A 21183-nucleotide genomic window follows, 5' to 3' on the forward strand; every position below is an offset into this window, starting at 1 on the left:
CGATACCCGGGAACCCTCGCGGAGGCGTTCCACGTTGTCCCGGGTAAGCGGACGAAGGAGGCGCCATGGGCGGGGCGATCGTGGTGGTCATCATCCTCGCGGTGGTGGTCCTGGGAGTCGTGTGGTCGCGCAACCGCGCCGCCCGGGCGCTCGACGACGCGAAGGCCGACGCGCGGCGCTGGGTCGAGCGGCTGGGCGGGCAGGTGATGAACCTGACCGGCACCGACGAGCCGTCCAAGCAGGCGATCGCCGACGCGGCCGAGCGCTACACCGCCGCCGGGTCGCAGATGGAGCAGGCGAGCACCGTGGAGCAGGCCAGGCTGGTCACCAAGACGGCGATGGAGGGCCTGTACTACGTGCGCGCCGCCCGGCTGGCGATGGGCCTGGACCCCGGTCCCGAACTGCCCGCCGACCCCGAGCAGCAGCGCGCGGGCAAGGTCGAGCAGGACCGCAGGGTGACCGTCGAGGGTCACTCGTACGAGGCGTCGCCGATGCCCGGACGGGGGACGCCGCACTACTACCCGGGTGGCCGCGTGGCGGGCAGGCCGGTGCCGCAGGGCTGGTACAGCGAGCCGTGGTGGAAGCCCGCGCTGGTGGCGGGCGCCTGGGGCATCGGGACCGTGCTGCTGTTCGACGCGATGTTCACCGGCATGGCGGGCATCCCGGACGCGGCGGCGTGGGAGTCGGGCTACGACGCGGGCCAGGCTGACGCGATCGCCGACTCGGGCGGTGACTACGGCGGTGACACTGGTGGTGACTACGGCGGCGATTATGGCGGCGGGGACTACGGCGGCGGCGATTTCGGTGGTGGCAGCGACTTCGGCGGCGGGGACTTCTTCTAAACCGCGGGCTGACAGGTCGGGCACCAGTAGTTGTTGCGCGCTGCTAGAACCTCGGTGCGGATAGGGGTTCCACAGACCAGGCAGGGCATCCCGGTGCGGCGGTAGACGTAGACCTCGCCGCCGTGCCGGTCCTGCCGGGGCGCGCGCCCGGTCGCCTCGGGCAGGTGCTCGTCGCGGACCGTGTCGATTCGTCCTCTGTGGACGCCCAACTCCATGAGCGCGACCAGGTCCGGCCACATCTCGTCCCACAGCGCCCGGTCGAGGTCGCGGCCGAGCACGGACGGGTGGATGCCGTGGCGGAACAGCAACTCCGCCCGGTACACGTTCCCGACGCCGGCGATCACGGACTGGTCCATCAGCAGCACCGCCACCGCGGCCCGCGAGCGGGAGACCCGCGCCCACACCCGCTCCGGGTCGGCGTCGTCGCGCAGCGGGTCGGGGCCGAGGCGGGCGCGCAGGGCGTCGACCTCGACGTCGGTCAGCAGTTCGCAGCGGGTCGGGCCGCGCAGGTCCGTCCACTGTGTCCCGCCGACCAGCCGCATGCGGATCTGGCCCACAGGGTCGGGGGCGGGCGGCTCGCCGTCGGTGAACGTGCCGTAGAGGCCCAGGTGCACGTGGACGACACGGTCAGGCCCGTACACGTGGAACAGGTGCTTCCCGTGCGCCTCGGCCAGCTCAAGCACCGAACCGTCCACAAGCGACGCGTCAGCCGAGAACCGCCCCTGCGGACTGCTCACCCGAACCGGCGTACCCGCATAAGCCTTGTGATGCTGGAGGGCCAAGCGATGCAGCGTATGCCCTTCGGGCACGCGAGATTCACCCCATCGAGCGGAAGGTGGTGCGGTGGGCTCGATGGGGCGAACTTGTTTTGCGCGGGGCCCCTGCGGCGTCCTGGGAAGAGCACAAAGGCGGGGCCTGAAAAGCGGCCCTCCCCGCGCGGCGAGCTTACGGACGCCGCCACCCCGCGCAAACAAGTCCGCCCCATCGAGCATTGCAAGTCGAGTCAGGCAGGCAGGGCGGGCGGTTCGCCGGTGCGCTCGTACTCGGTGAGCAGGTCGATGCGGCGCTGGTGGCGCTCGTCGCCGGAGAAGGGGGTGGCGAGGAAGGCGTCCACGATGGCGGTGGCCTCCTCGGTGCTGTGCTGGCGGGCGCCGACACCGATGAGTTGGGCGTCGTTGTGCTCGCGGCTCAGTTGCGCGGTGGACACGCTCCAGGCGAGGGCGGCCCTGGCGCCGGGCACCTTGTTGGCCGCGATCTGCTCTCCGTTGCCGGAGCCGCCGAGCACCACGCCGAGGCTGCCCGGGTCGGCCACCACGCGGCGCGCGGTCTCCACGCAGAACGGCGGGTAGTCGTCGAGGGCGTCGTAGGCGTGCGGGCCGACGTCGACGACGTCGTGGCCCGCGGCGGTGAGGTGCTCGACGAGGTGGGTCTTCAGTTCGAAGCCCGCGTGGTCGGATCCCAGGTATACGCGCACGGCGCTGAGTGTGCCATCAGCGGCCCGTCGAGCCCCAACCGGGCGCGGGCGGCGTGGTCGGGGTTACAGGCGGATTGCCCCGGATCGTGTAGAAACCCGGGATGCGATGGATCGAACTTGCTGACCGGGTGTTCGCCTGCCGCTACACCGAACTGGACCAGACGCTGGGGTTGGTCGTCGGCGACACCGGGTGTCTGGTGATCGACACCGGGACCGACGAGGCGCACGGCGCGCAGTGGGCCGCCGCGGTCCGCGAGGTCACCGATCTGCCGTGGACGGTCGCGATCACCCACGCGCACTGGGACCACTTCCTCGGCACGACGGCGTTCCCCGGCGCCGACGTCTGGGCGCACCCCCGGTGCACCGCGGAGATCGTCGACGGCGCCCGCGCGCAGGCCGAGTCCTGGGCCGCGCGATATCGGGAATCCGGCCGCGACGACCTCGCCGAGCGCCTGCTGGCCGCGCGGGTCGTCCTGCCCACGCACGAGGTCGCCGACCGCGTCGACCTCGACCTCGGCGGCCGCGCGGTGACGCTGCTGCACCCCGGGTACGGCCACACCGACAACGACATCGTGGTGCACGTGCCCGACGAGGGCGTGCTGTTCGCGGGCGACACCGTCGAACAGGGCGCCCCGCCGTCGATCGGCGGGGACGGCTACCCGCTCAAGTGGCCGTCCGCGCTGGACGCCTTGCTGGACCTGGGACCGCGGGTCATCGTGCCCGGTCACGGCGAGCCAGTGGACCCGGGTTTCGTTCGCGGGCAACGGGCCGAGCTGGCGGTGATCGCGAGCCTGTTCGACGGCGTGCGCAGCGGGACCCTCACCGTGGACGAAGCCGTTGCGCAGAGCCCTTATCCGGAGGAGGCGACCCGTCCCGCGCTGGAACGGGGACGGGTCGCGTAGCCGCTAGCGCTGGATGGACTTGACCTCCAGGAACTCCTCCAGCCCGAAGCGGCCCAGTTCGCGGCCGTTGCCCGACTGCTTGTAGCCGCCGAAGGGCGCGACCGGGTTGAAGGCGCCCCCGTTGACGTCGACCTGGCCGGTGCGCAAGCGCTTGGCGACCGCGACCGCCCGGTCCTGGTCGGCGCCGAACACCGCGCCCGCCAGGCCGTAGACGGTGGAGTTGGCGATCGCCACGGCCTCGTCCTCGTCGGCGTAGGGCAGGATCGACAGCACCGGGCCGAAGATCTCCTCCTGGGCGATCCGCATGTCCGAGCGGACCCCGGCGAAGATCGTGGCGGGCACGTAGGCGCCGCGCTCGGGTAGGTCGTCGGTCTTGCCGCCGTGGGCGAGGGTCGCGCCTTCCTCGACGCCGACGCGGATGTAGTCGAGCACGCGGTCGCGCTGGGCGGCCGAGGCCATCGGGCCGATCCGGGTGGACTCGTCGAGCGGGTCGCCGACGGTGTACTTCGCGGCGGCGGCCACGGCCAGGTCGACGGCCTCGTCGTGCCGGTCGGCGGGCACCAGCATGCGGGTCCACGCGGTGCAGGTCTGGCCGCCGTTGATGTAGGTGTTCGCCAGGCCGATCTTGACGGCCCTGGCCAGGTCGGCGTCGTCGAGGACCACGTTGGCCGACTTGCCGCCCAGTTCCAGCGCGACCCGCTTGACCGTCTGCGCGGCCACCGCGGACACGGCCTTGCCCGCGGCGGTGGAGCCGGTGAAGGAGACCATGTCGACCCGGGGGTGCGCGGCGATCGCGGCGCCGACGACGGGACCGGTGCCGTGCACCAGGTTCACCACGCCGTCCGGCACGCCCGCCGCGGCGAGGATCTCCAGGAACAGGTTGGCGTTGAGCGGGGCGACCTCGCTCGGCTTGAGCACCACGGTGTTGCCCGCGGCCAGCGCCGGGGCGACCTTCGCGGCGATCTGGTGCAGCGGGTAGTTCCACGGGGTGATCGCGCCGACCACGCCGATCGGCTCGCGCACCACCAGGGAGTTGCCGATCTCCTCGGTGAAGGCGTAGCCGCCGTCGAGCAGGTCGGCGATGCCCGCGGTGGTCGCGGCGGGCAGGGACGCCTGGACCTTGGTGGCGAACCCGATCGGCGAGCCCATCTCGGCGGTGATCAGCGCGGCGATCTCGGCGCGGCGGGCGACGAGGCCCTCGGCGACCTTGCGGACGACGGCGGCGCGCTCGCGCGGGTCGCGGGCGGCCCAGGCGGGGAACGCCTCCGCCGCGGCGACCACGGCGGTGTCCACGTCGGCCGGGGTGCCCGCGGGGACGGTGGCGATGACCTCCTCGGTGGCCGGGTTCACCACCTCGATCCGCTCCCCTGCGGACTCGACCAGCGTGCCGCCGAGCACGTGACCTGCGCGGACGGTGACGGGGGCAGCCATGACGACCTCCACTTGTGACACCTGACGACCGTTTCGGGGTCAGAGTGTCACATCGAGGCCGCCGCGCGCACGGCCGGGGCGCCCCACCCGGGTGGACGTGACCCGGGTGGGTGGGCCGGGGCCTGGTCGAACCCCCGGGACCTAGTCGAACTTGAGGTCGCCGGTGCGGGTGCGCTTGAGCTCGAAGAAGTTCGGGTAGCTCGCCAGCGCCACCGCGCCGTCGAACACCCGCAGGGCGTCGTCCCCGCGCGGGATCTCGGTGAGGACCGGGCCGAAGAACGCGACCCCGTCGATGTGGATGGTCGGGGTGCCGACCTCCTGGCCGACCGGGTCCATGCCCTCGTGGTGCGACTTGCGCAGCGCCTCGTCGTACTCGGTGCTGGTCGCGGCCTCGGCGAGCTCGGCGGGCAGGCCCACCTCGGCCAGCGCGGCGGCGATCGCCTCGGAGTAGTCCTTGACGCCCTTGTTGTGGATCTGGGTGCCCAGCGCGGTGTACAGGTCGCGCAGGACCTCCTCGCCGTGGTGCTGCGCGGCGGCGATCGCGACCCGGACCGGACCCCAGCCGCGCGAGAGCAGCTCGCGGTACTGCTCGGGCAGGTCGGGCTTGTCGGCGTTGAGCACCGAGAGGCTCATCACGCGGAACCGGAGGTCGAGTTCGCGGTGCTTCTCGACCTCGAGGATCCAGCGCGAGGTGATCCAGGCGAACGGGCAGATCGGGTCGAAGTAGAAGTCGACCCTGGTCTTGTTCCCAGTGTCGGCGTGCTGTGCTGCGGTCATGAAACGTCTCCAGAGTTGGATCTTCGCCGCGTGCGTCGGGTGCGCGCGGCCTCCCCCGCCGGTGCAACGCGGCCCGCTTGGGAATGCTTCCCCGAGGATGGGGGCACCGCCGGGCACCGGAGCGTGATTGGATGCGATTGTCAGCACCGAGTCGCCAGTCAGCTCCAGCCAGTTTCCACCCAGTGCCAAGTCAGCAACGGGCCACGACGGGGAGATCACCCGCCCGTGGCCCGGCAGTGCCCGCAGTCCCCCCGCCCCAGTCCGACCGACGAGTTCGCCGAGGTGTTCGCCGTGGCCGCCCCCAACCTGACCCGAGACCAAGCCCAACAGCGCGCCGCGCTGCTGGAGGTGGAGTCCTACGAAGTCGAGTTGGACCTCACCGACGGCGTCGGCCAGCCAGGCGAGACGACCTTCGCCTCGACCGCCACCATCCGGTTCGCCAGCCGTGAGGTGGGCGCAAGCACGTTCATCGACATCGTGGCCGACAACGTGGTGTCCGCCGAGCTCAACGGCGTCGCGCTCGACGTCTCCGGCTACACCCCCGAGCAGGGGGTCGAGCTGACCGGGCTCGCCGAGGACAACGTCCTCACCGTCGTCGCCACCTGCCTCTACACCAACACCGGTGAGGGCCTGCACCGCTTCGTCGACCCGGTCGACAAGGGCGTCTACCTGTACTCGCAGTTCGAGACGGCCGACGCCAAGCGGATGTTCGCCTGCTTCGACCAGCCCGACCTCAAGGCGACCTACGCGATCACGGTCACCGCGCCGCGCTCGTGGAAGGTCGTCTCCAACGCCGCCGCCGAGTCGATCAGCGACGTCGAGGGCGTCGAGGGCACCGCGCGGCACGTGTTCGAGACCACCAAGCCGATCTCCACCTACCTGGTGGCGCTCGTGGCCGGTCCGTACGCCGAGTGGCGCGACGAGTTCAGCGACGAGCACGGCACGATCCCGCTGGGCATCTACTGCCGCGCCTCGCTGGCCGAGCACATGGACGCCGAGCGGCTGTTCACCGAGACCAAGCAGGGCTTCGCGTTCTTCCACGACAACTTCGGCGTGGCCTACCCGTTCGGCAAGTACGACCAGTGCTTCGTGCCGGAGTTCAACGCGGGCGCCATGGAGAACGCGGGCTGCGTGACCTTCCTGGAGGACTACGTCTTCCGCAGCCGGGTCACCCGCTACGCCTACGAGCGCCGGTGCGAGACCGTGCTGCACGAGATGGCGCACATGTGGTTCGGCGACCTGGTCACCATGCGCTGGTGGGACGACCTGTGGCTCAACGAGTCGTTCGCGACCTGGGCCAGCGTCCTGGCGCAGGCCAGCGCCACCGAGTACGAGCACGCGTGGACCAGCTTCGCCAACATCGAGAAGTCCTGGGCCTACCGGCAGGACCAGCTGCCCTCGACGCACCCGGTCGCCGCCGACATCCCGGACGTGCAGGCGGTCGAGGTCAACTTCGACGGCATCACCTACGCCAAGGGCGCCGCGGTCCTCAAGCAGCTGGTCGCCTACGTCGGCCTGGACAACTTCCTGTCCGGACTGCGGGTGTACTTCGGCAAGCACGCGTGGGGCAACGCGACCCTGTCGGACCTGCTGGCCGCGCTGGAAGAGGCCTCCGGCCGGGACCTGTCCTGGTGGAGCGCGCAGTGGCTGGAGACCACGGGTCTCACCTCGCTGCGCGCGCGGTTCGAGGTCGACGCCGAGGGCAGGTTCACCGAGTTCGCGGTCCTGCAGGGCGGGGCGAAGCCGGGCAAGGGCGAGCTGCGCACGCACCGGGTCGCCATCGGCGTGTACGACGACGCCACCGACACCGTCGGCAAGCTGGTCCGCACCCACCGGGTGGAGATCGACGTCGACGGCGACCGCACCGACGTGCCCGAGCTCGTCGGCATCGAGGCGGGCAAGCTCGTCCTGGTCAACGACGACGACCTGACCTACTGCACGATGCGGCTCGACCCCGGCTCGCTGACCACGCTGATCGACCGCATCGGGGACATCACCGAGCCGCTGCCGCGCACCCTGTGCTGGTCGGCGGCCTGGGAGATGACCCGCGAGGCCGAGCTGAAGGCCCGCGACTTCGTCACCCTGGTCTGCCACGGCCTCGACGCCGAGACCGAGGTCGGCGTGGTCCAGCGGCTGCTGCTGCAGGCCCAGACCGCGCTGAACTCCTACGCCGACCCGGCCTTCGCGCCGACCGGCTGGCAGCAGTTCACCGACCGGGTGCTGGAGCTGGCCCTGGCCGCGCAGCCCGGGTCGGACCACCAGCTGGCGCTGGTGAACTCGCTGACCGGCGCGGTGCTCGACGAGACCAAGCTGGGCGTGCTGCGCGGCTGGCTGGACGGCTCCGCCGAACTGGAGGGCCTGGTCGTCGACACGGACCTGCGCTGGCGGCTGCTGCACGCCCTCGTGGCGCACGGGGCGGCCGGGGACGAGGAGATCGACGCCGAGCTCAAGCGCGACTCCACAGCGGCCGGACAGCGGCAGGCGGAGCGGTCCCGGTCGCTGCGCCCCACCGAGGCGGGCAAGGCCGAGGCCTGGCGCCGCGCCATCCACGACGACGACCTGCCCAACGCCATCAACGAGGCCATCATCGGCGGCTTCTCGCACCCGACCCAGCGCTCCCTGCTGAAGTCGTACGCCCCCCAGTACTTCGCCGACGTGGCAGGCGTCTGGGCCCGCCGCTCCAGCGAACGCGCCCAGTCGGTCGCCCTCGGCCTGTTCCCCGCCTGGGCAGTCCACCCGGACACGGTGACCGCCGCCGACCAGTGGCTCGCAGGCGAACACCCCCCAGCCCTGCGCCGCCTGGTCTCGGAAGGCCGAGCAGGCATCGTCCGCGCCCTCGCCGCCCGCGAGTTCGACGGCTCATGACCGGCTAGACAGTGACAACGACAGCGGCCCCGGACCAACGCGGTCCGGGGCCGCTGTTCGTCGGTACGGACTCTGCGACGCTGGCCCTCACGCGCTCCTCGGAGTCGCTGGTGCCAACCGCTCGATGGGGCGGACTTGTTTTCCGCGGGGGGACGACACCCGTAGCGTCGTTCGCGGACAGGGCCACGCTTTTCGGCCCCTGCTTTGCGGTCCTGCCACGGGTGTCGTAGGGGCCCCGCGGAAACAAGTCCGCCCCATCGAGCCCGACTCCCAGATCGCGCTTGGGCCAGCAGCCCTGACCAGCACGGGTCCGGCGCCGTCGCCCCTCGGCTACGAGAAACGGCCCCGGACCTAGTGGTCCGGGGCCGTCGTCGTGGGTGGGGCTCAGTGCTTGGGGGCGTGGCCCGCCTGGTCGGCGAGCATGCGCAGGGCGCTGACGAGGCCGCCGACGAGGTCGCCTTCCTTGAAGGAGGCGACCATGCTCATGACGGCGAGGTTGCAGCCGCGGTCGGTGAGGCGGCGGGCGGACTCGGTGCCGGTGACGATCTCCACGCGGCGCTGGCCAGGGGAGACGGCGATGAGGACCGAGTCGGTGGAGTGCGTGCCGATGGCGGCGTGCAGCTCCTCGGCGCGGGCCCTGGTGTCGGCGCCGAGGTCGCCCAGGTAGACGCTGAAGCCGATGCCGGTGGCCCGCGACGACAGGGTCAGCGCCTCGTCCAGGCGGGTCAGGGCGACCGTGGAGAACGGGAGGCCCGGGGCGGCGGGGCGGTACTGCTTGGCCACCGACACGCGCCCGCTGATCGTGCGGACGGCGCCGTAGCCGTGCTCGGGGTCTTCGACGAGGACGTCCGGATCGTGCCGGACCAGGTCACCAGCCACCGCGGGCTCCTCCCTTGGCTGTGTGCACGGGGGTCGCGCCGGACTCGGCGGCACCGTGGTGGGCGGACCCAAGACCGGCCGGGTTCGCCGTCCACCACACCGGGTCGTGCTCCCACTCCTGGCCGGGGCGGTACCGGGGTGCCTTGGCGAACTTCTCCCGCAGGGTCAGAAGGGCGATCGCGCCGTAGATGGCCAGCGGGATCGCCGCGAAGACGAGCAGGGTCTCGACGAGCGTCACAGCGGATACGGTAGCCGACACGGCCCTGACCGGCCGAGACGGGGACCGGGTGCGCGCACTGCTCCGGGAGCACCCCGCGCCGGTCGCGCCGAGTGAGCGGTTGGTGCTCTCCTGGTAAGGCTGCTGGGCCGAGCGTCGGCCGGAGTCGTAGCTCTTTGGGCGTATCGGCAAGGGGCGAATGGCCTCAAACGCACAGGTGGCGGCCCTTGGGGGGCACCGACGTCTTGTCGGTTACCGATCCGAGTCATAGCTTTCACCTGTACGGCCCTTGCGAAACCACCCCTCCGCTTCTCTCGACGCGCAACCGCCCTCAGGAGGCCACGCCATGTACACCATCGCTTCCCACGACGCGGCAATGATCATCACCCAAATGGCTGACGACACGCAACTGGGCGGCGGTACCCACCGGGGCACCCGGGTGACGCGGGGAACCCGGGTCACCGCTCGGGGGACCCGGGTGACCCGCGCGACGTGGGTCACCACCTCCCAGGGTGACACGGAGGTGACCCTGCACACCAGGGGGATTTCGGACGGTAGGGGGACCCGGGTCACCCGCGGCACCCGCGTGACCCGCGGCACCAGGGTCACGCTGCAGGAGCGCGGAACCCGGGTGACCAGGGGAACCCGGGTCACCCGGGGCACCAGGGTCACGGCGCTGCAGTGCGGCACGCGAGTCACCAGGGGCACCCGGGTCACCTCGCTGTTCGACCGCGGCACCCGGGTGACGTCCCTGCTGGAGAACGGCACCCGCGTCACACGCGACACCAGGGTCACCCGCGGCACTCGCGTCACCTCGCTCGACCGCGGCACCCGCGTCACCAGGGGGACCCGAGTCACGCGGGGAACCCGGGTGACAGCGCTGGAGTGCGGCACGCGAGTCACCCGCGGCACTCGGGTGACCGCCCGGCTCGAGCGCGGGACCCGAGTCACGTCCGTGTTGGAGAACGGCACCCGCGTCACCCGAGGGACCAGGGTCACCCGCGGCACCCGGGTCACGGCGCTGGAGTGCGGCACCCGCGTCACCGGGGGCACCCGAGTCACGCGCGGTACCCGGGTCACCGCTCTGCTGGAGAACGGCACGCGCGGCACCAGGGTCACCGCGCTGGACTGCGGCACGCGCGTCACCCGCGGCACCAGGGTCACCCGCGGCACCCGGGTCACGGCGCTCGACTGCGGCACCCGCGTCACCAGGGGCACGCGCGTCACCCGCGGCACCCGGGTGACCAGGGGAACCCGGGTCACCTCGGGCACGCGCGTCACCGCCGCCTGAGCAAAGCCCGCTCCAACCGCAGGCAAGCCAGTACAGCCTCTAATCAATACAGCCAGTACAAGCAGTACAGCCTCAGTCAGCTCTACCTCACGCGGCGGGTTCGCCCAGGTACGGCAGCCAGAGGGGGTCAGCGTCGACCACCCCGGCCAGTAACCGCCAGTGGGGGCCGCGCGGTGCGGTGGGGACCACGCGCAGGCGCCAGCCCAGTTCGGACAGCATCTTGTCGGCCTTGCGGTGGTTGCACTTGGCGCAGCAGGCCACGCAGTTGTGCCAGGTGTGGGTCCCGCCCCGACTCCGCGGGATGACGTGATCTATGGTCTCCGCGCGGCCGCCGCAATAAGCGCAGCGGTGCCGGTCGCGGTGCATCAACCCGGCCCTGGTCAGGGGGACGCGGCCGCGGTAGGGGACCCGGACGTGCTTGCTGAGCCGGATCACCGAGGGGATCACCACGCTCGACGTCGCGGAGTGCACGGCCATGCCCGCCGGGTCACCGTGGACGACCTCGGCCTTGCCGCAGACGATGAGCACCACGGCGCGGCGCAGCGACAGCGCTGTCAGCGGCTCGAAGGTGGTGTTGAGCAAGAGCACCCGGCGCCTGCCCCACGACGGTGCGGGCGGGTTCGGGACGGGGACACAGGGCGGGGCTGCCCGGGCGCGTGGCGGCACATCGGGCGCCGGGGCGTCCGGATCCGGGCATAGCGTCGGCCCCGGCGCGTGCCCCGAGGGCGCGCCGGAGCGGGTCGGTTGTCGGTCTGGCACTCGACCACCTCCACCGGTGCTGCCTAAGTCGACCACACACCAGGCCCGGAGTGCACGTGTGTTCTGTGACGTGTCCCGGATCACCGAGCCAAATAGCGGTGAACGCCGCTTGTGGACACCCGCTTCGACCGTTTCGCCGCGGCCGGCTATCGTCGGCGCCGATGACTGCCACGACCACTCTCCTGCCCCAGGGGTCCCTGGCCCCCACCCAGCTCCCGTTCATGACGGAGCCGCCCAAGTGCCTCACCGAGGACGGCTCGTGGTGCGCCGAGGTGTGGCGGCTGACCGGCAACGAGTGGCTCGCCGCCTCGGCCGGGTGGCTGGTCGCCAAGCCGCTGAAGATCCTGCTGATCTTCGTGGTGGCGTTCGTGATCCGGCTGCTGGTGCGCCGGTTGATCGACCGGTTGACCTCGGGTGAGGGCAAGACGCCCGCGTTGCTGCGACCGCTCAAGGAGCGCGCGCCGCAGGCGTTGGGCGCGTTGGTGTCCGAGCGGCGCCAGCAGCGGGCCAAGACGATCGGCTCGGTGCTCAAGTCCCTGGTGACGTTCATCGTCTACGGGCTCGCGTTCATCATGGCGCTGGGCGAGCTCGGGGTGAACCTGGGGCCGGTGATCGCCTCGGCGGGCATCGTCGGCGTGGCGCTCGGGTTCGGCGCGCAGAACCTGGTCAAGGACTTCCTGTCCGGCATCTTCATGATGCTGGAGGACCAGTACGGGGTCGGTGACGTCGTCGACGTCGGCGAGGCCAGCGGCACCATCGAGGCGGTCGGGCTGCGGGTGACGACGCTGCGCGACGTCAACGGCACCGTCTGGTACGTGCGCAACGGCGAGATCCTGCGGGTCGGCAACTCCAGCCAGGGCTTCGCGGTGGCGGTGGTGGACATCCCGGTCGGCTACGGCGCGGACGTGGACGCGGTGATCGCGCTGCTCGGCCAGGTGATGACCGACGTGGCGGCCGAGGAGCCGTTCTCCTCCGACGTGATCGAGCCGCCGGAGGTGCTCGGCGTGGAGAAGGTGACCCCGGAGAGCGTGACCATCCGGATGACGGTGAAGGTGCGCCCCGGCAGGCAGTGGGCGGTGCAGCGGGCGCTGCGCGCGCGGGCGATGGGCGCGGTCGAGGAAGCCGGGATCCAGCCGCCGATGGGCAGGCTCTTCCCCCCGACCGCCCCGGCCTAGCGACCGGTGCGCGAGGATGGGTGTCGTGGGCACACCGTTTGACTCCGACTCCCCCACCGAGAACTTCTACGACGCGGTCGGGGGGGAGGACACCTTCCGCCGGGTCGTGGCCCGGTTCTACGTCGAGGTGGCGGCCGATGAGCTGCTGCGACCGATGTACCCGGAGGAGGACCTCGGTCCGGCCGAGGACCGGCTGCGGCTGTTCCTGATGCAGTACTGGGGCGGGCCGCACACCTACTCCGACCAGCGCGGGCACCCGCGGCTGCGGATGCGGCACCAGCCGTTCACCATCGGCCCCAACGAGCGCGACGCGTGGCTGCGCTGCATGCGGGTCGCGGTGGACTCGGCGGGCCTGTCGGACGCGCACCGGGCGCGGTTGTGGCAGTACCTGGAGATGGCCGCGAACAGCATGCTCAACAGCTGGGTCTGACAGGGTCAAGATCACAGGTGCTGGGCGAGCCAGCGGCACCGCGGGCAGGATGGACAACCGTGCGACGATCCGCCGAGCCAGACCCCTCGGGTGAGCAAACCCCACACTGGTGGCAGCGGGCGGTGTTCTACCAGGTCTACGTGCGCTCGTTCGCCGATTCCGACGGCGACGGGGTGGGCGACCTGGAGGGCATCCGGTCCCGCTTGGGGTACCTGGAGCTGCTGGGGGTCGACGCGCTGTGGTTGACCCCGTTCTTCCGCTCCCCCATGGCCGACCACGGCTACGACGTGGCCGACCCGCGCGCGGTCGACCCGCTCTTCGGCGACCTGGCCGCGTTCGACCGGTTGGTGACCGACGCGCACGCGCACGGCATCAAGGTGACCATCGACGTGGTGCCGAACCACACGAGCGACCAGCACGCGTGGTTCCAAGAGGCACTGGCGGCGCCACCGGGGTCGCGGGAGCGTCAGCGCTACCTGTTCCGGGACGGCCGGGGTGACGGGTCGCAGCCGCCGAACAACTGGGTGAGCGTGTTCGGCGGCCCGGCGTGGACGCGGGTGCCGGACGGGCAGTGGTACCTGCACCTGTTCACGCCGCAGCAGCCGGACCTGAACTGGGACGACTCCGAGGTCCGCGCCGACCTGGTCGCGACGCTGCGGTTCTGGCTCGACCGCGGGGTGGACGGGTTCCGCATCGATGTGGCGCACGGGATGGCCAAGCCCGCCGGGCTGCCGGACATGCCGGAGTACCTTCGGGCGGTGACCGGGGCGCAGGCGCACGGCGTGGACGACCCCCGGTTCGACAACGACGAGGTGCACGAGGTGCACCGGCTGATACGCAAGGTGGCCGACGAGTACCCGGACAGCATGGCGGTCGGCGAGATCTGGGTGCAGACCGATGCCCAGTTCGCCAAGTACGTGCGGCAGGACGAGCTGCACCTGGGCTTCAACTTCGCCCTGGTGGGCGCGGACTTCGACGCCGACGCGGTGCGCCGGGCGATCGACCTGTCCCTGGAGGCCGTGTCGCGCTCGGCCGCGCCGCCGACGTGGACGCTGTCGAACCACGACGTCGCCCGGCATGTGACCCGTTACGGCGGGGGCGAGATCGGGGCTAAGCGCGCGCGGGCGATGGCTCTTGTCGAGTTAGCGCTGCCTGGCGTGGTTTATCTCTACAACGGCGAAGAACTTGGTCTGCCCAATGTGGACCTACCGGACTGGGCTTTGCAGGATCCGTTGTGGGAGCGGTCTGGGCACACCGACCGTGGCCGTGACGGCGCGCGGGTTCCGGTGCCGTGGGAGGGGTCAGAGCCGCCGTTCGCGTTCTCCGAGGGGACGAACACGTGGCTGCCGATTCCCGCGGAGTGGGCAGGATTGACTGTGGAGAGACAGCTTGAGGACCCCGCGTCCATGCTGTCGCTCTACCGGCAGGCGTTAGAACTTCGCAAGACGCACGCGGGCTTCACCGGCACCGACATCGAGTGGTACGGCGCGCCCCCCGGCTGTTTCGCTTACCGGCGCAAGGGCGGTGGCCTCATCTGCGCCCTCAACACCTCCGGCGCCCCGGTTCCCCTACCCCCGGGCGAGATCCTGTTGGCCTCGGGTCCCATCGACGGCACCGACCTACCTCCGGAAACCGCCGTCTGGTTGGTCTGACACTCCACAGAGGACTAGACGAGCAGCGGCAGGAGAGCGTGACGGCGTCGGACCACGGCGCCGTACCGGGCGTCTAGGCGCATCCAGGCGTCGGTAGCGGTGACGCGGATCTGGTCGTCCTCGTCGTCGGTGAGGAAACCCATGCCGGACAGGGCGAAGAGGCATCGCAGGGGGATCTTCACCTCAAGGCCGTCACCGGAGACCGTCAGCACTGTCTGGTCCAGGAGAGAAGCGGGCGGCGTGCCCTGGGGGCCCACGTTGTCCCGTGCGACGGCGATGCCCTTGTCCGCCAGCTCTGACACCGTCCGCGCGGGCAGTAGGTCAACGACCTGCCAGTGACGCGTCGGAGGCAGCGCGGACCGCCACAACATGTCGCGCGACAAGCCCGGGTCCAAGTGGTCGCCGCGGACCACGGCGAGGGCGGCGAGCAGCTCGTTGCCCGACACCGTCATGTCCGAGGGGTTGATGGTGCCGCGCGCGGTCCGGGTGGCGAGCACGTCGAACGGGGTCGCGACCCAGGCGTCGACCAGGTCGCCCTCACGGGCGCGCAGCCGCACCACGGCCTGCTGGTCGAGGCGGACCGCCCTGGCGACGAACGCGCCGAGGTCGTCGCGGTCGGAGCGGTCGGTGAAGCTCAGGTCAGGCACCATTGCCCCCGCTGTGCCAGGCGGCGAGGAAATCCCGCTCGGTGTCGGTGATGCGACGTGGTTTGCCGCTTGTCAGGTCGTACGGCGCAAGCGTCGTCGACGCCGTTACCGCTACCGGGTCGGCCTCGGTCGGGCCGCCGCGGACGGCGTAGTCGAGGACGAAGTACGCGGCCCGGATCTCGCGAACGGACATCTCTATGCGTAAGACACCACCGTTGGCATAGAGCGGCGCCCGGTAGTCCACGACCAACTTGGCCACGACCACGCCGCGGGCGAGGTCATCGGCCCCGCGCAGCGAGGCCTCGTGGAAGAGCAGGTCGACCCTGGCCTCTTCCAGCAACGTCACCGTGTTGGCGTGGTTGACGTGCCCGAACACGTCCATGTCCGACCAGCGCGGCCGCACCTCGGCGACGAAGACACCCAACGACTGTCCCTCCAAAGCTGCCCGATCCAGCGCGTCCTCGGACAACCCTATCTGCCCCCGGTCGCGGACCGGTTCGGCCCGCGACCAGGGGACAGGGACTAGCGGACCATGCTGCGCACCTGGCGCGCGGCCACCGACAGGGTGGCCAGGTCGAGCCTGCCGGAGGCGTGGATCTCCTCCAGCGCCGTCCGCGACCGCGACAGGCGGGACGCGTTCGCCCGCTCCCACGTCGCGATCTTGTCCTCGGCGGGCTCGCCCGGATCGCTCTGGCGCAGCACGTCGAGGGTGATCGCGCGCAACGACGAGTACAGGTCGTCACGCAGGGCGAGCCTGGCCAGGGCGTGCCACCGGTTCCCGCGCTCCAGCGCGCTGACCGAGGTCAGCATCTGGTCGACGCTGAGGTGGTCCGACAGCGCGTAGTACAGCTGCGCGGTCTCCAGCGGGCTGCGCTCGGACTCCAGCCCGGCGTCCCGCTCGGCCAGCTCCGACACCTCGGTGATGTCGAGCAGGCCGTACTCGTCGAGCAGGCCCGAGACCCGCTTGGCCAGCGGCTCCGGCACCCCGGCGGCGACCATCCGCTCGGCGTCCACATCGGCCTCCTCGCGGGCCCGGCCGCGCAGCAGGTCGTGCACCTTCGGCGCCAGCTCGCCGACCACCCGGTGGAAGCGGCTGATCTCCGCGCCCACCGCCAGCGGCTGCGGCCGGTTCGACAGCAGCCACCGCGACGCGCGGTCGAGCAGCCGCCGCGACTCCAGCACCATGGCGTCGGTGATGTCGGTCGGCACCGCGTTGTCCAGCGCGTGGATCTCCGCCCACAGCGACCGCAGGTCGTAGACCCTGGTCGCCACCGCGAACGCGCGCACCGCGTCGGTCGCGCTGGCGCTCATCTCCTCGGTCAGCCGGAACGGGTACGAGATGCCCGCGCCGTCGACGACCTCGTTGACCAGCAGTGTCGTGGTCACCTGCCTGCGCAGCGGGTGGGCGACGATGGCCGCGCCGAAGCGCTGCCGCAGCTGGCTCGGGAAGTACTCCGCGAGCCTGCGGGCGAACACGTCCTGGTCGGGCAGGTCGCTGGCGAGCACGTCCTCCTTGAGCGCCAGCTTCACGTGCGCCAGCAGCGTCGCCAGCTCCGGGGAGGTCAGGCCGTCGCCCGCCTTCTCCAGGGCCCTGAACTGCTCGCGTGAGGGCAGTGCCTCCAGCCGCCGGTCGAAGCCCTCCTGGTCCTGCTGCAGGTGGTCGACGAGCCTGGCGTGCACCGACAGCATCGGGCCCGCGTGCGCCCGGCTGACGCCGAGCACCGCGTTCTGCGCGTAGTTGTCGGCGAGTACCAGGTGGCCGACCTCGTCGGTCATCTCGGCCAGCACCGCGTCGCGGCTCGCCCGATCCAGCTCGCCGTCGCGGACCAGGTGGTCGAGCAGGATCTTGATGTTGACCTCGTGGTCGGAGCAGTCGACGCCCGCGCTGTTGTCCAGCGCGTCGGTGTTGACCTTGCCGCCGGTGCGGGCGAACTCGATGCGGCCGCGCTGGGTCAGACCCAGGTTGCCGCCCTCACCGACGACCTTGACCCGCAGCGCGGCACCGTCGACCCGGAGCGCGTCGTTGGCCTTGTCGCCGACGTCCGCGTGGTTCTCCGTGCTCGCCTTGACGTAGGTGCCGATGCCGCCGTTCCACAGCAGGTCGACCTCGGCGAGCAGGATGGCCTTCATCAGCTCCTGCGGGGACAGCTTGCCGGTGTCCTCGGGCAGGCTCAACGACCGCGCCACCTCCGGGGTGACCGGGATGGCCTTGAGCGTGCGCGGGTAGACACCGCCACCCTCGCTGATCAAAGACCGCTCGTAGTCGTCCCAAGAGGAGCGGGGCAGCTCGAACAGCCGCTTGCGCTCGTTGAAGCCAACGGCCGGGTTCGGGTTGGGGTCGAGGAAGATGTGCCGGTGGTCGAAGGCGGCCACGAGGCGGATGTGCTCGGACAGCAGCATCCCGTTGCCGAACACGTCACCGGACATGTCGCCGACACCGACCACGGTGAACGCCTCGGACTGGGTGTCGACACCCAACTCGCGGAAGTGCCGCTTCACCGCCTCCCACGCGCCCTTGGCGGTGATGCCCATGGCCTTGTGGTCGTAGCCGACCGAGCCACCGCTGGCGAACGCGTCGCCGAGCCAGAAGCCGCGGCTGACCGCGACCTCGTTGGCGATGTCGGAGAACGTCGCGGTGCCCTTGTCGGCCGCCACCACCAGGTAGGTGTCGTCGGCGTCGTAGCGCACCACGTCCCGCGCGGGCACGACCTCGCCCGCGTCGAGGTTGTCGGTCAGGTCGAGCAGGCCGGAGATGAACATCCGGTAGCAGGCGATGCCCTCGGCCAGGTACGCCTCGCGGTCCAGGCTCGGGTCCCCGGTCGGGGCGGGCGGGCGCTTCACCACGAAGCCGCCCTTCGCGCCGACCGGCACGATCACCGCGTTCTTCACCGCCTGCGCCTTGACCAGGCCGAGCACCTCGGTGCGGAAGTCCTCCCTGCGGTCCGACCAGCGCAGACCGCCGCGGGCGACCGCGCCGAAGCGCAGGTGCACGCCCTCGACCCTGGGCGAATAGACGAAGATCTCGAACCGCGGCCGCGGCTCGGGCAGGTCCGGCACCGAGCGCGGCTCCAGCTTCACCGCCAGGTACGACCGGGGGGCGCCGTCGGCGTCGCGGACGTAGTAGGTGGTGCGCAGGGTCGCCTTGATCACCGTCAGCAGGCTGCGCAGGATCCGGTCCTCGTCGAGGCTGGTGACCCCGTCGATCATCTCCGAGATCTCGGCGGTCCTGGTGCCCGCCTGCGCGTGGCGGGACTCCTCCGACAGGGCCGGGTCATAACCGACCTCGAACAGCCGCACGAGCGCGGTAGCGATACCGGTGTGCGCGAGCACCGCGTCCTCGATGTACTCCTGCGAGTATGGCGTGCCTGCCTGGCGCAGGTAGCGCGAGTAGGCGCGGAGCACCACCGCCTGCCGCCAGGTGAGACCGCCGCGCAGCACCAAAGCGTTGAAGCGGTCCGGTTCGGCGTCACCGCGCCAGATCGCCGCGAACGCCTCCTGGAAGTCGACCCTGAGGCGGTCCAACTCGTCGGCGTCGCGGCCGTCGAGCACCGTCGGCTCGATGCGCAGGCCGAAGTCGTAGATCCACCAGCGGCTGCCGTCCTCGCGGCGCAGCTCGTACGGGCGCTCGTCGACCACCTCGACGCCCATGTTCTGCAGCACCGGCAGCACCTGCGACAGGGTGATCCCCTCGCCGGTCAGGTACAGCTTGAACCGGCGCTCCCCCGGCGCGGCGTCCTGCGGCACGTAGAACGACATCCGCAGGTCGGACTCGCCGTCGAGGCTGCGCAGCCGGTGCAGGTCGGCCAACGCCTCCGCGGCGCCGAAGTCCTCCTTGTAGGCCTCCGGGAACACGCTGGCGAAGCGCTGCCCCAGCTCGGTCGCCGACTCGGACCCGACCTGCGACCCGGCCCTGGCCTGCTCGCGCTGCTCGGCGAACACGGCCTCGACCAGCCGGTCGTCCCAGCCGCGCACGGCCTCGGTCAGCCGCTCCTGGATGCGCTGCACGTCCGGGTCCACGTGCCGACCCGGGTCGGTGTGCACGATGAAGTACACCTGCGCCAACGGCGACTCCCCCAGCCGCGTGCTGAACTCCAGGTTCGTGCCGCCCAGTTCGTCGAGCAGCACCTCCTGCATCGCGATGCGCGAGGTCGTGGTGTAGCGGTCGCGGGGGAGGAAGATCAAGCACGAGAAGAACCGGTTGTACGGGTCGCGGCGCAGGAACAGCCGCAGCCTGCGCCGGTCGGCCAGGGCGAGCACCCCGGTCGCGGTCGCGTAGAGGGCGTCCTCGGTGGTGGAGAACAGCTCGGCGCGCGGCCAGTTCTGGATGACCTCGAGCATTCGCTGCCCCGAGTAGGACTCCAGCGGGAACCCGGCCTGGTGGATCACCTCGCGCACCCGGCGGGCCACCACCGGGATGTCCAGGACGTCCTCGTGCAGGGCGTTGCCGGTGAACACGCCGAGGAAGCGGTGCTCGCCGGTGACCTTGCCGTCCTCGCCGAAGGTCTTCACGCCGACGTAGTACGGGTAGGTCGAGCGGTGCACCGTCGACGGCGCGCTGGCCTCGGTGAGGACCAGCAGCCGCGGGGCGAGCGCGTAGGCGACCGAGTCGGGGCCCGCGGTGAGGCTGCGGGCGGCGAGGCTGTCCTGGCGCAGGACGCCCAGACCCGAGGCCAGCACGGCGCGCAGGGCGGGCTCACCGTCGTCGGTGACCAGCTCGTTGCGGCGGTAGCCGAGGAAGGTGAAGTGCCCGTCGGCGAGCCAGCGCAGCAGCGCGGCCCCGTCGCGGACCTCCTCGCCGTCCAGCGGCGGCGGGGTGGCCTCCAGCTCGTCGGCGAGCGCCTTCGCGGCGCTGGTCATCTTGGCGGTGTCCTCGACGACCTCGCGCACGTCGTTGAGGACGCTGAGCAGGCCGTTCTCGATCTCCCTCGCCCGGTCGACATCGGTGATCAGGTCGACCTCGATGTACATCCAGGACTCGGCGAACGCGTCGGTCGGCGGCGCGGCCGCGTCGCAGGTCGGCAGCACCTCCTTGAGGCCACCGGCCAGGTCGCGGCGCACCACCACGATGGGGTGCACGACGCGCTGCACCTGGACGCCGCGGCGCACCAGCTCGGCGCTGACCGACTCGACCAGGTAGGGCATGTCATCGGTGACGATCTGGACAACGGAGCCGTGGGAGGTCCAGCCGTCGGTGGCCGCGGCCGGGTTGAGCATCCGCACCGCGGGCCTGCCCTTGATCCGGGCCTCGCCCAGCTGCAGGTGCGAGCGGACCGCCCCGACGAGGTCGACCGGGTCGTCCCCGATGACCTCCTCCGGCGGGATGTAGCGGAAGTACAGGCGAATCAGGTCCGCGATGTCGGGCGCCTGCGTGGCCGCCCGCTCGATGAGGTCGTCTCTTGTCTGTTCCGGGCTGGTGCTGACCGGCCGCCCCACCGACGTCGAGCCGTCGCCGTTGACGGCTCCATCGATGCGGGGCGGTGTACCAGTCGAGGTCATGGTGTTCCTTGGCTCCACGCTTGGCGGCACGCCGCTGTGCCGCATGCATCCCCCACATTAGTGCCGCCCAACCCCGCTTCCGCACGTCGGGACCACCGGCCGGTCGCGCGTGACGTGGTGTTTCGCGAGGTGGGAACGCCGCGTTCCCACCACCGTGGCACACCGTCCACCTGCCGGTGACCCGGTGTCGCGGACCCGCCACCACCCCGCTCCGACATCGCCCGCCGCCGTCCACCCACTGGGACGGAAATCCCGCCCACTGCCACGCGCCGGTGGATACGCCTCGGACCGCGTGGCGGAGGAACACCCGGGGATCACTGGGTGGCTGTGCGCCTCGCGTGCGGTG

General features: G+C 71.3%; 17 protein-coding genes. 7 read left to right on the forward strand and 10 right to left on the reverse strand.

Going from position 1 to position 21183, the window contains the following annotated elements; translation table 11 throughout:
- Positions 1–65: 65 nt before the first annotated feature.
- Positions 66–842: a hypothetical protein gene (locus BMY07_RS11190; protein WP_092777185.1), complete on the forward strand. Its 777-nt coding sequence runs from the start codon at positions 66–68 to the stop codon at positions 840–842.
- Here BMY07_RS11190 and BMY07_RS11195 read toward each other — a convergent pair.
- On the reverse strand, positions 839–1651 hold the full coding sequence (locus tag BMY07_RS11195; protein WP_092777187.1) for an Fpg/Nei family DNA glycosylase: 813 nt from the start codon (positions 1649–1651) through the stop codon (positions 839–841). The genes BMY07_RS11190 and BMY07_RS11195 overlap by 4 nt on opposite strands.
- Positions 1652–1845: 194 nt before the next feature.
- Positions 1846–2316 carry a ribose-5-phosphate isomerase gene (locus BMY07_RS11200; RefSeq protein WP_092777189.1) on the reverse strand — a complete coding sequence of 157 codons (471 nt, stop codon included), beginning with the start codon at positions 2314–2316 and terminating at the stop codon, positions 1846–1848.
- A 101-nt stretch (positions 2317–2417) separates the two neighbouring features.
- On the opposite strand from BMY07_RS11200, the gene BMY07_RS11205 reads away from it, so the two are divergent.
- The gene (locus BMY07_RS11205; protein ID WP_092777191.1) at positions 2418–3218 is read left to right on the forward strand and encodes an MBL fold metallo-hydrolase; all 801 of its coding nucleotides are present in this window, start codon (positions 2418–2420) and stop codon (positions 3216–3218) included.
- A gap of 3 nt (positions 3219–3221) precedes the next feature.
- Here BMY07_RS11205 and BMY07_RS11210 read toward each other — a convergent pair whose 3' ends face one another.
- Positions 3222–4649, reverse strand: a complete 1428-nt coding sequence (locus tag BMY07_RS11210; protein ID WP_092777390.1) for an aldehyde dehydrogenase family protein — start codon at positions 4647–4649, stop codon at positions 3222–3224.
- A gap of 141 nt (positions 4650–4790) precedes the next feature.
- Positions 4791–5426 (reverse strand): mycothiol-dependent nitroreductase Rv2466c family protein, encoded by a 636-nt coding sequence (locus BMY07_RS11215; RefSeq protein WP_092777193.1) that lies wholly within the window; start codon positions 5424–5426, stop codon positions 4791–4793.
- A 291-nt stretch (positions 5427–5717) separates the two neighbouring features.
- Between BMY07_RS11215 and pepN the strand changes: the two genes are divergently transcribed.
- Entirely contained in the window at positions 5718–8291 is a 2574-nt protein-coding gene (pepN, locus tag BMY07_RS11220; protein ID WP_092777394.1) for an aminopeptidase N, read from the forward strand.
- A 384-nt stretch (positions 8292–8675) separates the two neighbouring features.
- Here pepN and BMY07_RS11225 read toward each other — a convergent pair whose 3' ends face one another.
- A complete protein-coding gene (locus BMY07_RS11225; protein ID WP_177215526.1) occupies positions 8676–9170 on the reverse strand; it encodes a DUF5130 family protein in 495 nt (164 codons plus the stop codon).
- Positions 9160–9408, reverse strand: a complete 249-nt coding sequence (gene ctaJ / locus BMY07_RS11230) for an aa3-type cytochrome oxidase subunit CtaJ (RefSeq protein WP_092777195.1) — start codon at positions 9406–9408, stop codon at positions 9160–9162. Before ctaJ ends, BMY07_RS11225 begins: the two co-directional genes overlap by 11 nt.
- 934 nt (positions 9409–10342) lie before the next feature.
- On the opposite strand from ctaJ, the gene BMY07_RS34950 reads away from it, so the two are divergent.
- The gene (locus BMY07_RS34950; RefSeq protein WP_092777398.1) at positions 10343–10678 is read left to right on the forward strand and encodes a hypothetical protein; all 336 of its coding nucleotides are present in this window, start codon (positions 10343–10345) and stop codon (positions 10676–10678) included.
- Positions 10679–10765: 87 nt separating this feature from the next.
- Here BMY07_RS34950 and BMY07_RS11245 read toward each other — a convergent pair whose 3' ends face one another.
- On the reverse strand, positions 10766–11437 hold the full coding sequence (locus BMY07_RS11245; protein WP_425426260.1) for an HNH endonuclease: 672 nt from the start codon (positions 11435–11437) through the stop codon (positions 10766–10768).
- Positions 11438–11598: 161 nt separating this feature from the next.
- On the opposite strand from BMY07_RS11245, the gene BMY07_RS11250 reads away from it, so the two are divergent.
- The 3 genes from BMY07_RS11250 to BMY07_RS11260 are packed head-to-tail and all read left to right on the forward strand — an operon-like array spanning position 11599 to position 14694.
- Complete coding sequence (locus BMY07_RS11250; protein WP_092777199.1) at positions 11599–12612, forward strand: mechanosensitive ion channel family protein; 1014 nt, start codon at positions 11599–11601, stop codon at positions 12610–12612.
- Between the two features lie 16 nt (positions 12613–12628).
- Complete coding sequence (locus BMY07_RS11255) at positions 12629–13042, forward strand: globin (protein ID WP_092777201.1); 414 nt, start codon at positions 12629–12631, stop codon at positions 13040–13042.
- A 59-nt stretch (positions 13043–13101) separates the two neighbouring features.
- On the forward strand, positions 13102–14694 hold the full coding sequence (locus tag BMY07_RS11260) for a glycoside hydrolase family 13 protein (RefSeq protein ID WP_092777202.1): 1593 nt from the start codon (positions 13102–13104) through the stop codon (positions 14692–14694).
- A gap of 14 nt (positions 14695–14708) precedes the next feature.
- On the opposite strand, the gene BMY07_RS11265 is transcribed toward BMY07_RS11260, so the two are convergent.
- The 3 genes from BMY07_RS11265 to BMY07_RS11275 all read right to left on the reverse strand — a co-directional run bounded on the left by BMY07_RS11265 (position 14709) and on the right by BMY07_RS11275 (position 20837).
- Positions 14709–15341, reverse strand: a complete 633-nt coding sequence (locus BMY07_RS11265) for a DUF8010 domain-containing protein (protein ID WP_092777400.1) — start codon at positions 15339–15341, stop codon at positions 14709–14711.
- Entirely contained in the window at positions 15334–15765 is a 432-nt protein-coding gene (locus BMY07_RS11270) for an acyl-CoA thioesterase (RefSeq protein WP_092777204.1), read from the reverse strand. The genes BMY07_RS11265 and BMY07_RS11270 overlap by 8 nt, the downstream gene beginning before the upstream one ends.
- 98 nt (positions 15766–15863) lie before the next feature.
- Positions 15864–20837 (reverse strand): NAD-glutamate dehydrogenase, encoded by a 4974-nt coding sequence (locus BMY07_RS11275; RefSeq protein WP_092777206.1) that lies wholly within the window; start codon positions 20835–20837, stop codon positions 15864–15866.
- Positions 20838–21183: the final 346 nt, after the last annotated feature.

The sequence above is a fragment of the Actinokineospora terrae genome (assembly GCF_900111175.1).
In the GTDB taxonomy this organism is placed as follows: Bacteria; Actinomycetota; Actinomycetes; order Mycobacteriales; family Pseudonocardiaceae; genus Actinokineospora; species Actinokineospora terrae.

What these genes read in the sequence shown, in the direction of transcription:
- BMY07_RS11190 (WP_092777185.1), top strand. Translation starts at nt 66, where the DNA reads ATGGGCGGGGCGATCGTGGTGGTCATCATCCTCGCGGTGGTGGTCCTG.
- BMY07_RS11205 (WP_092777191.1), top strand. Translation starts at nt 2,418, where the DNA reads ATGCGATGGATCGAACTTGCTGACCGGGTGTTCGCCTGCCGCTACACC.
- BMY07_RS11210 (WP_092777390.1), bottom strand. Translation starts at nt 4,649, where the DNA reads ATGGCTGCCCCCGTCACCGTCCGCGCAGGTCACGTGCTCGGCGGCACG.
- BMY07_RS11215 (WP_092777193.1), bottom strand. Translation starts at nt 5,426, where the DNA reads ATGACCGCAGCACAGCACGCCGACACTGGGAACAAGACCAGGGTCGAC.
- BMY07_RS11250 (WP_092777199.1), top strand. Translation starts at nt 11,599, where the DNA reads ATGACTGCCACGACCACTCTCCTGCCCCAGGGGTCCCTGGCCCCCACC.
- BMY07_RS11255 (WP_092777201.1), top strand. Translation starts at nt 12,629, where the DNA reads ATGGGTGTCGTGGGCACACCGTTTGACTCCGACTCCCCCACCGAGAAC.
- BMY07_RS11275 (WP_092777206.1), bottom strand. Translation starts at nt 20,837, where the DNA reads ATGACCTCGACTGGTACACCGCCCCGCATCGATGGAGCCGTCAACGGC.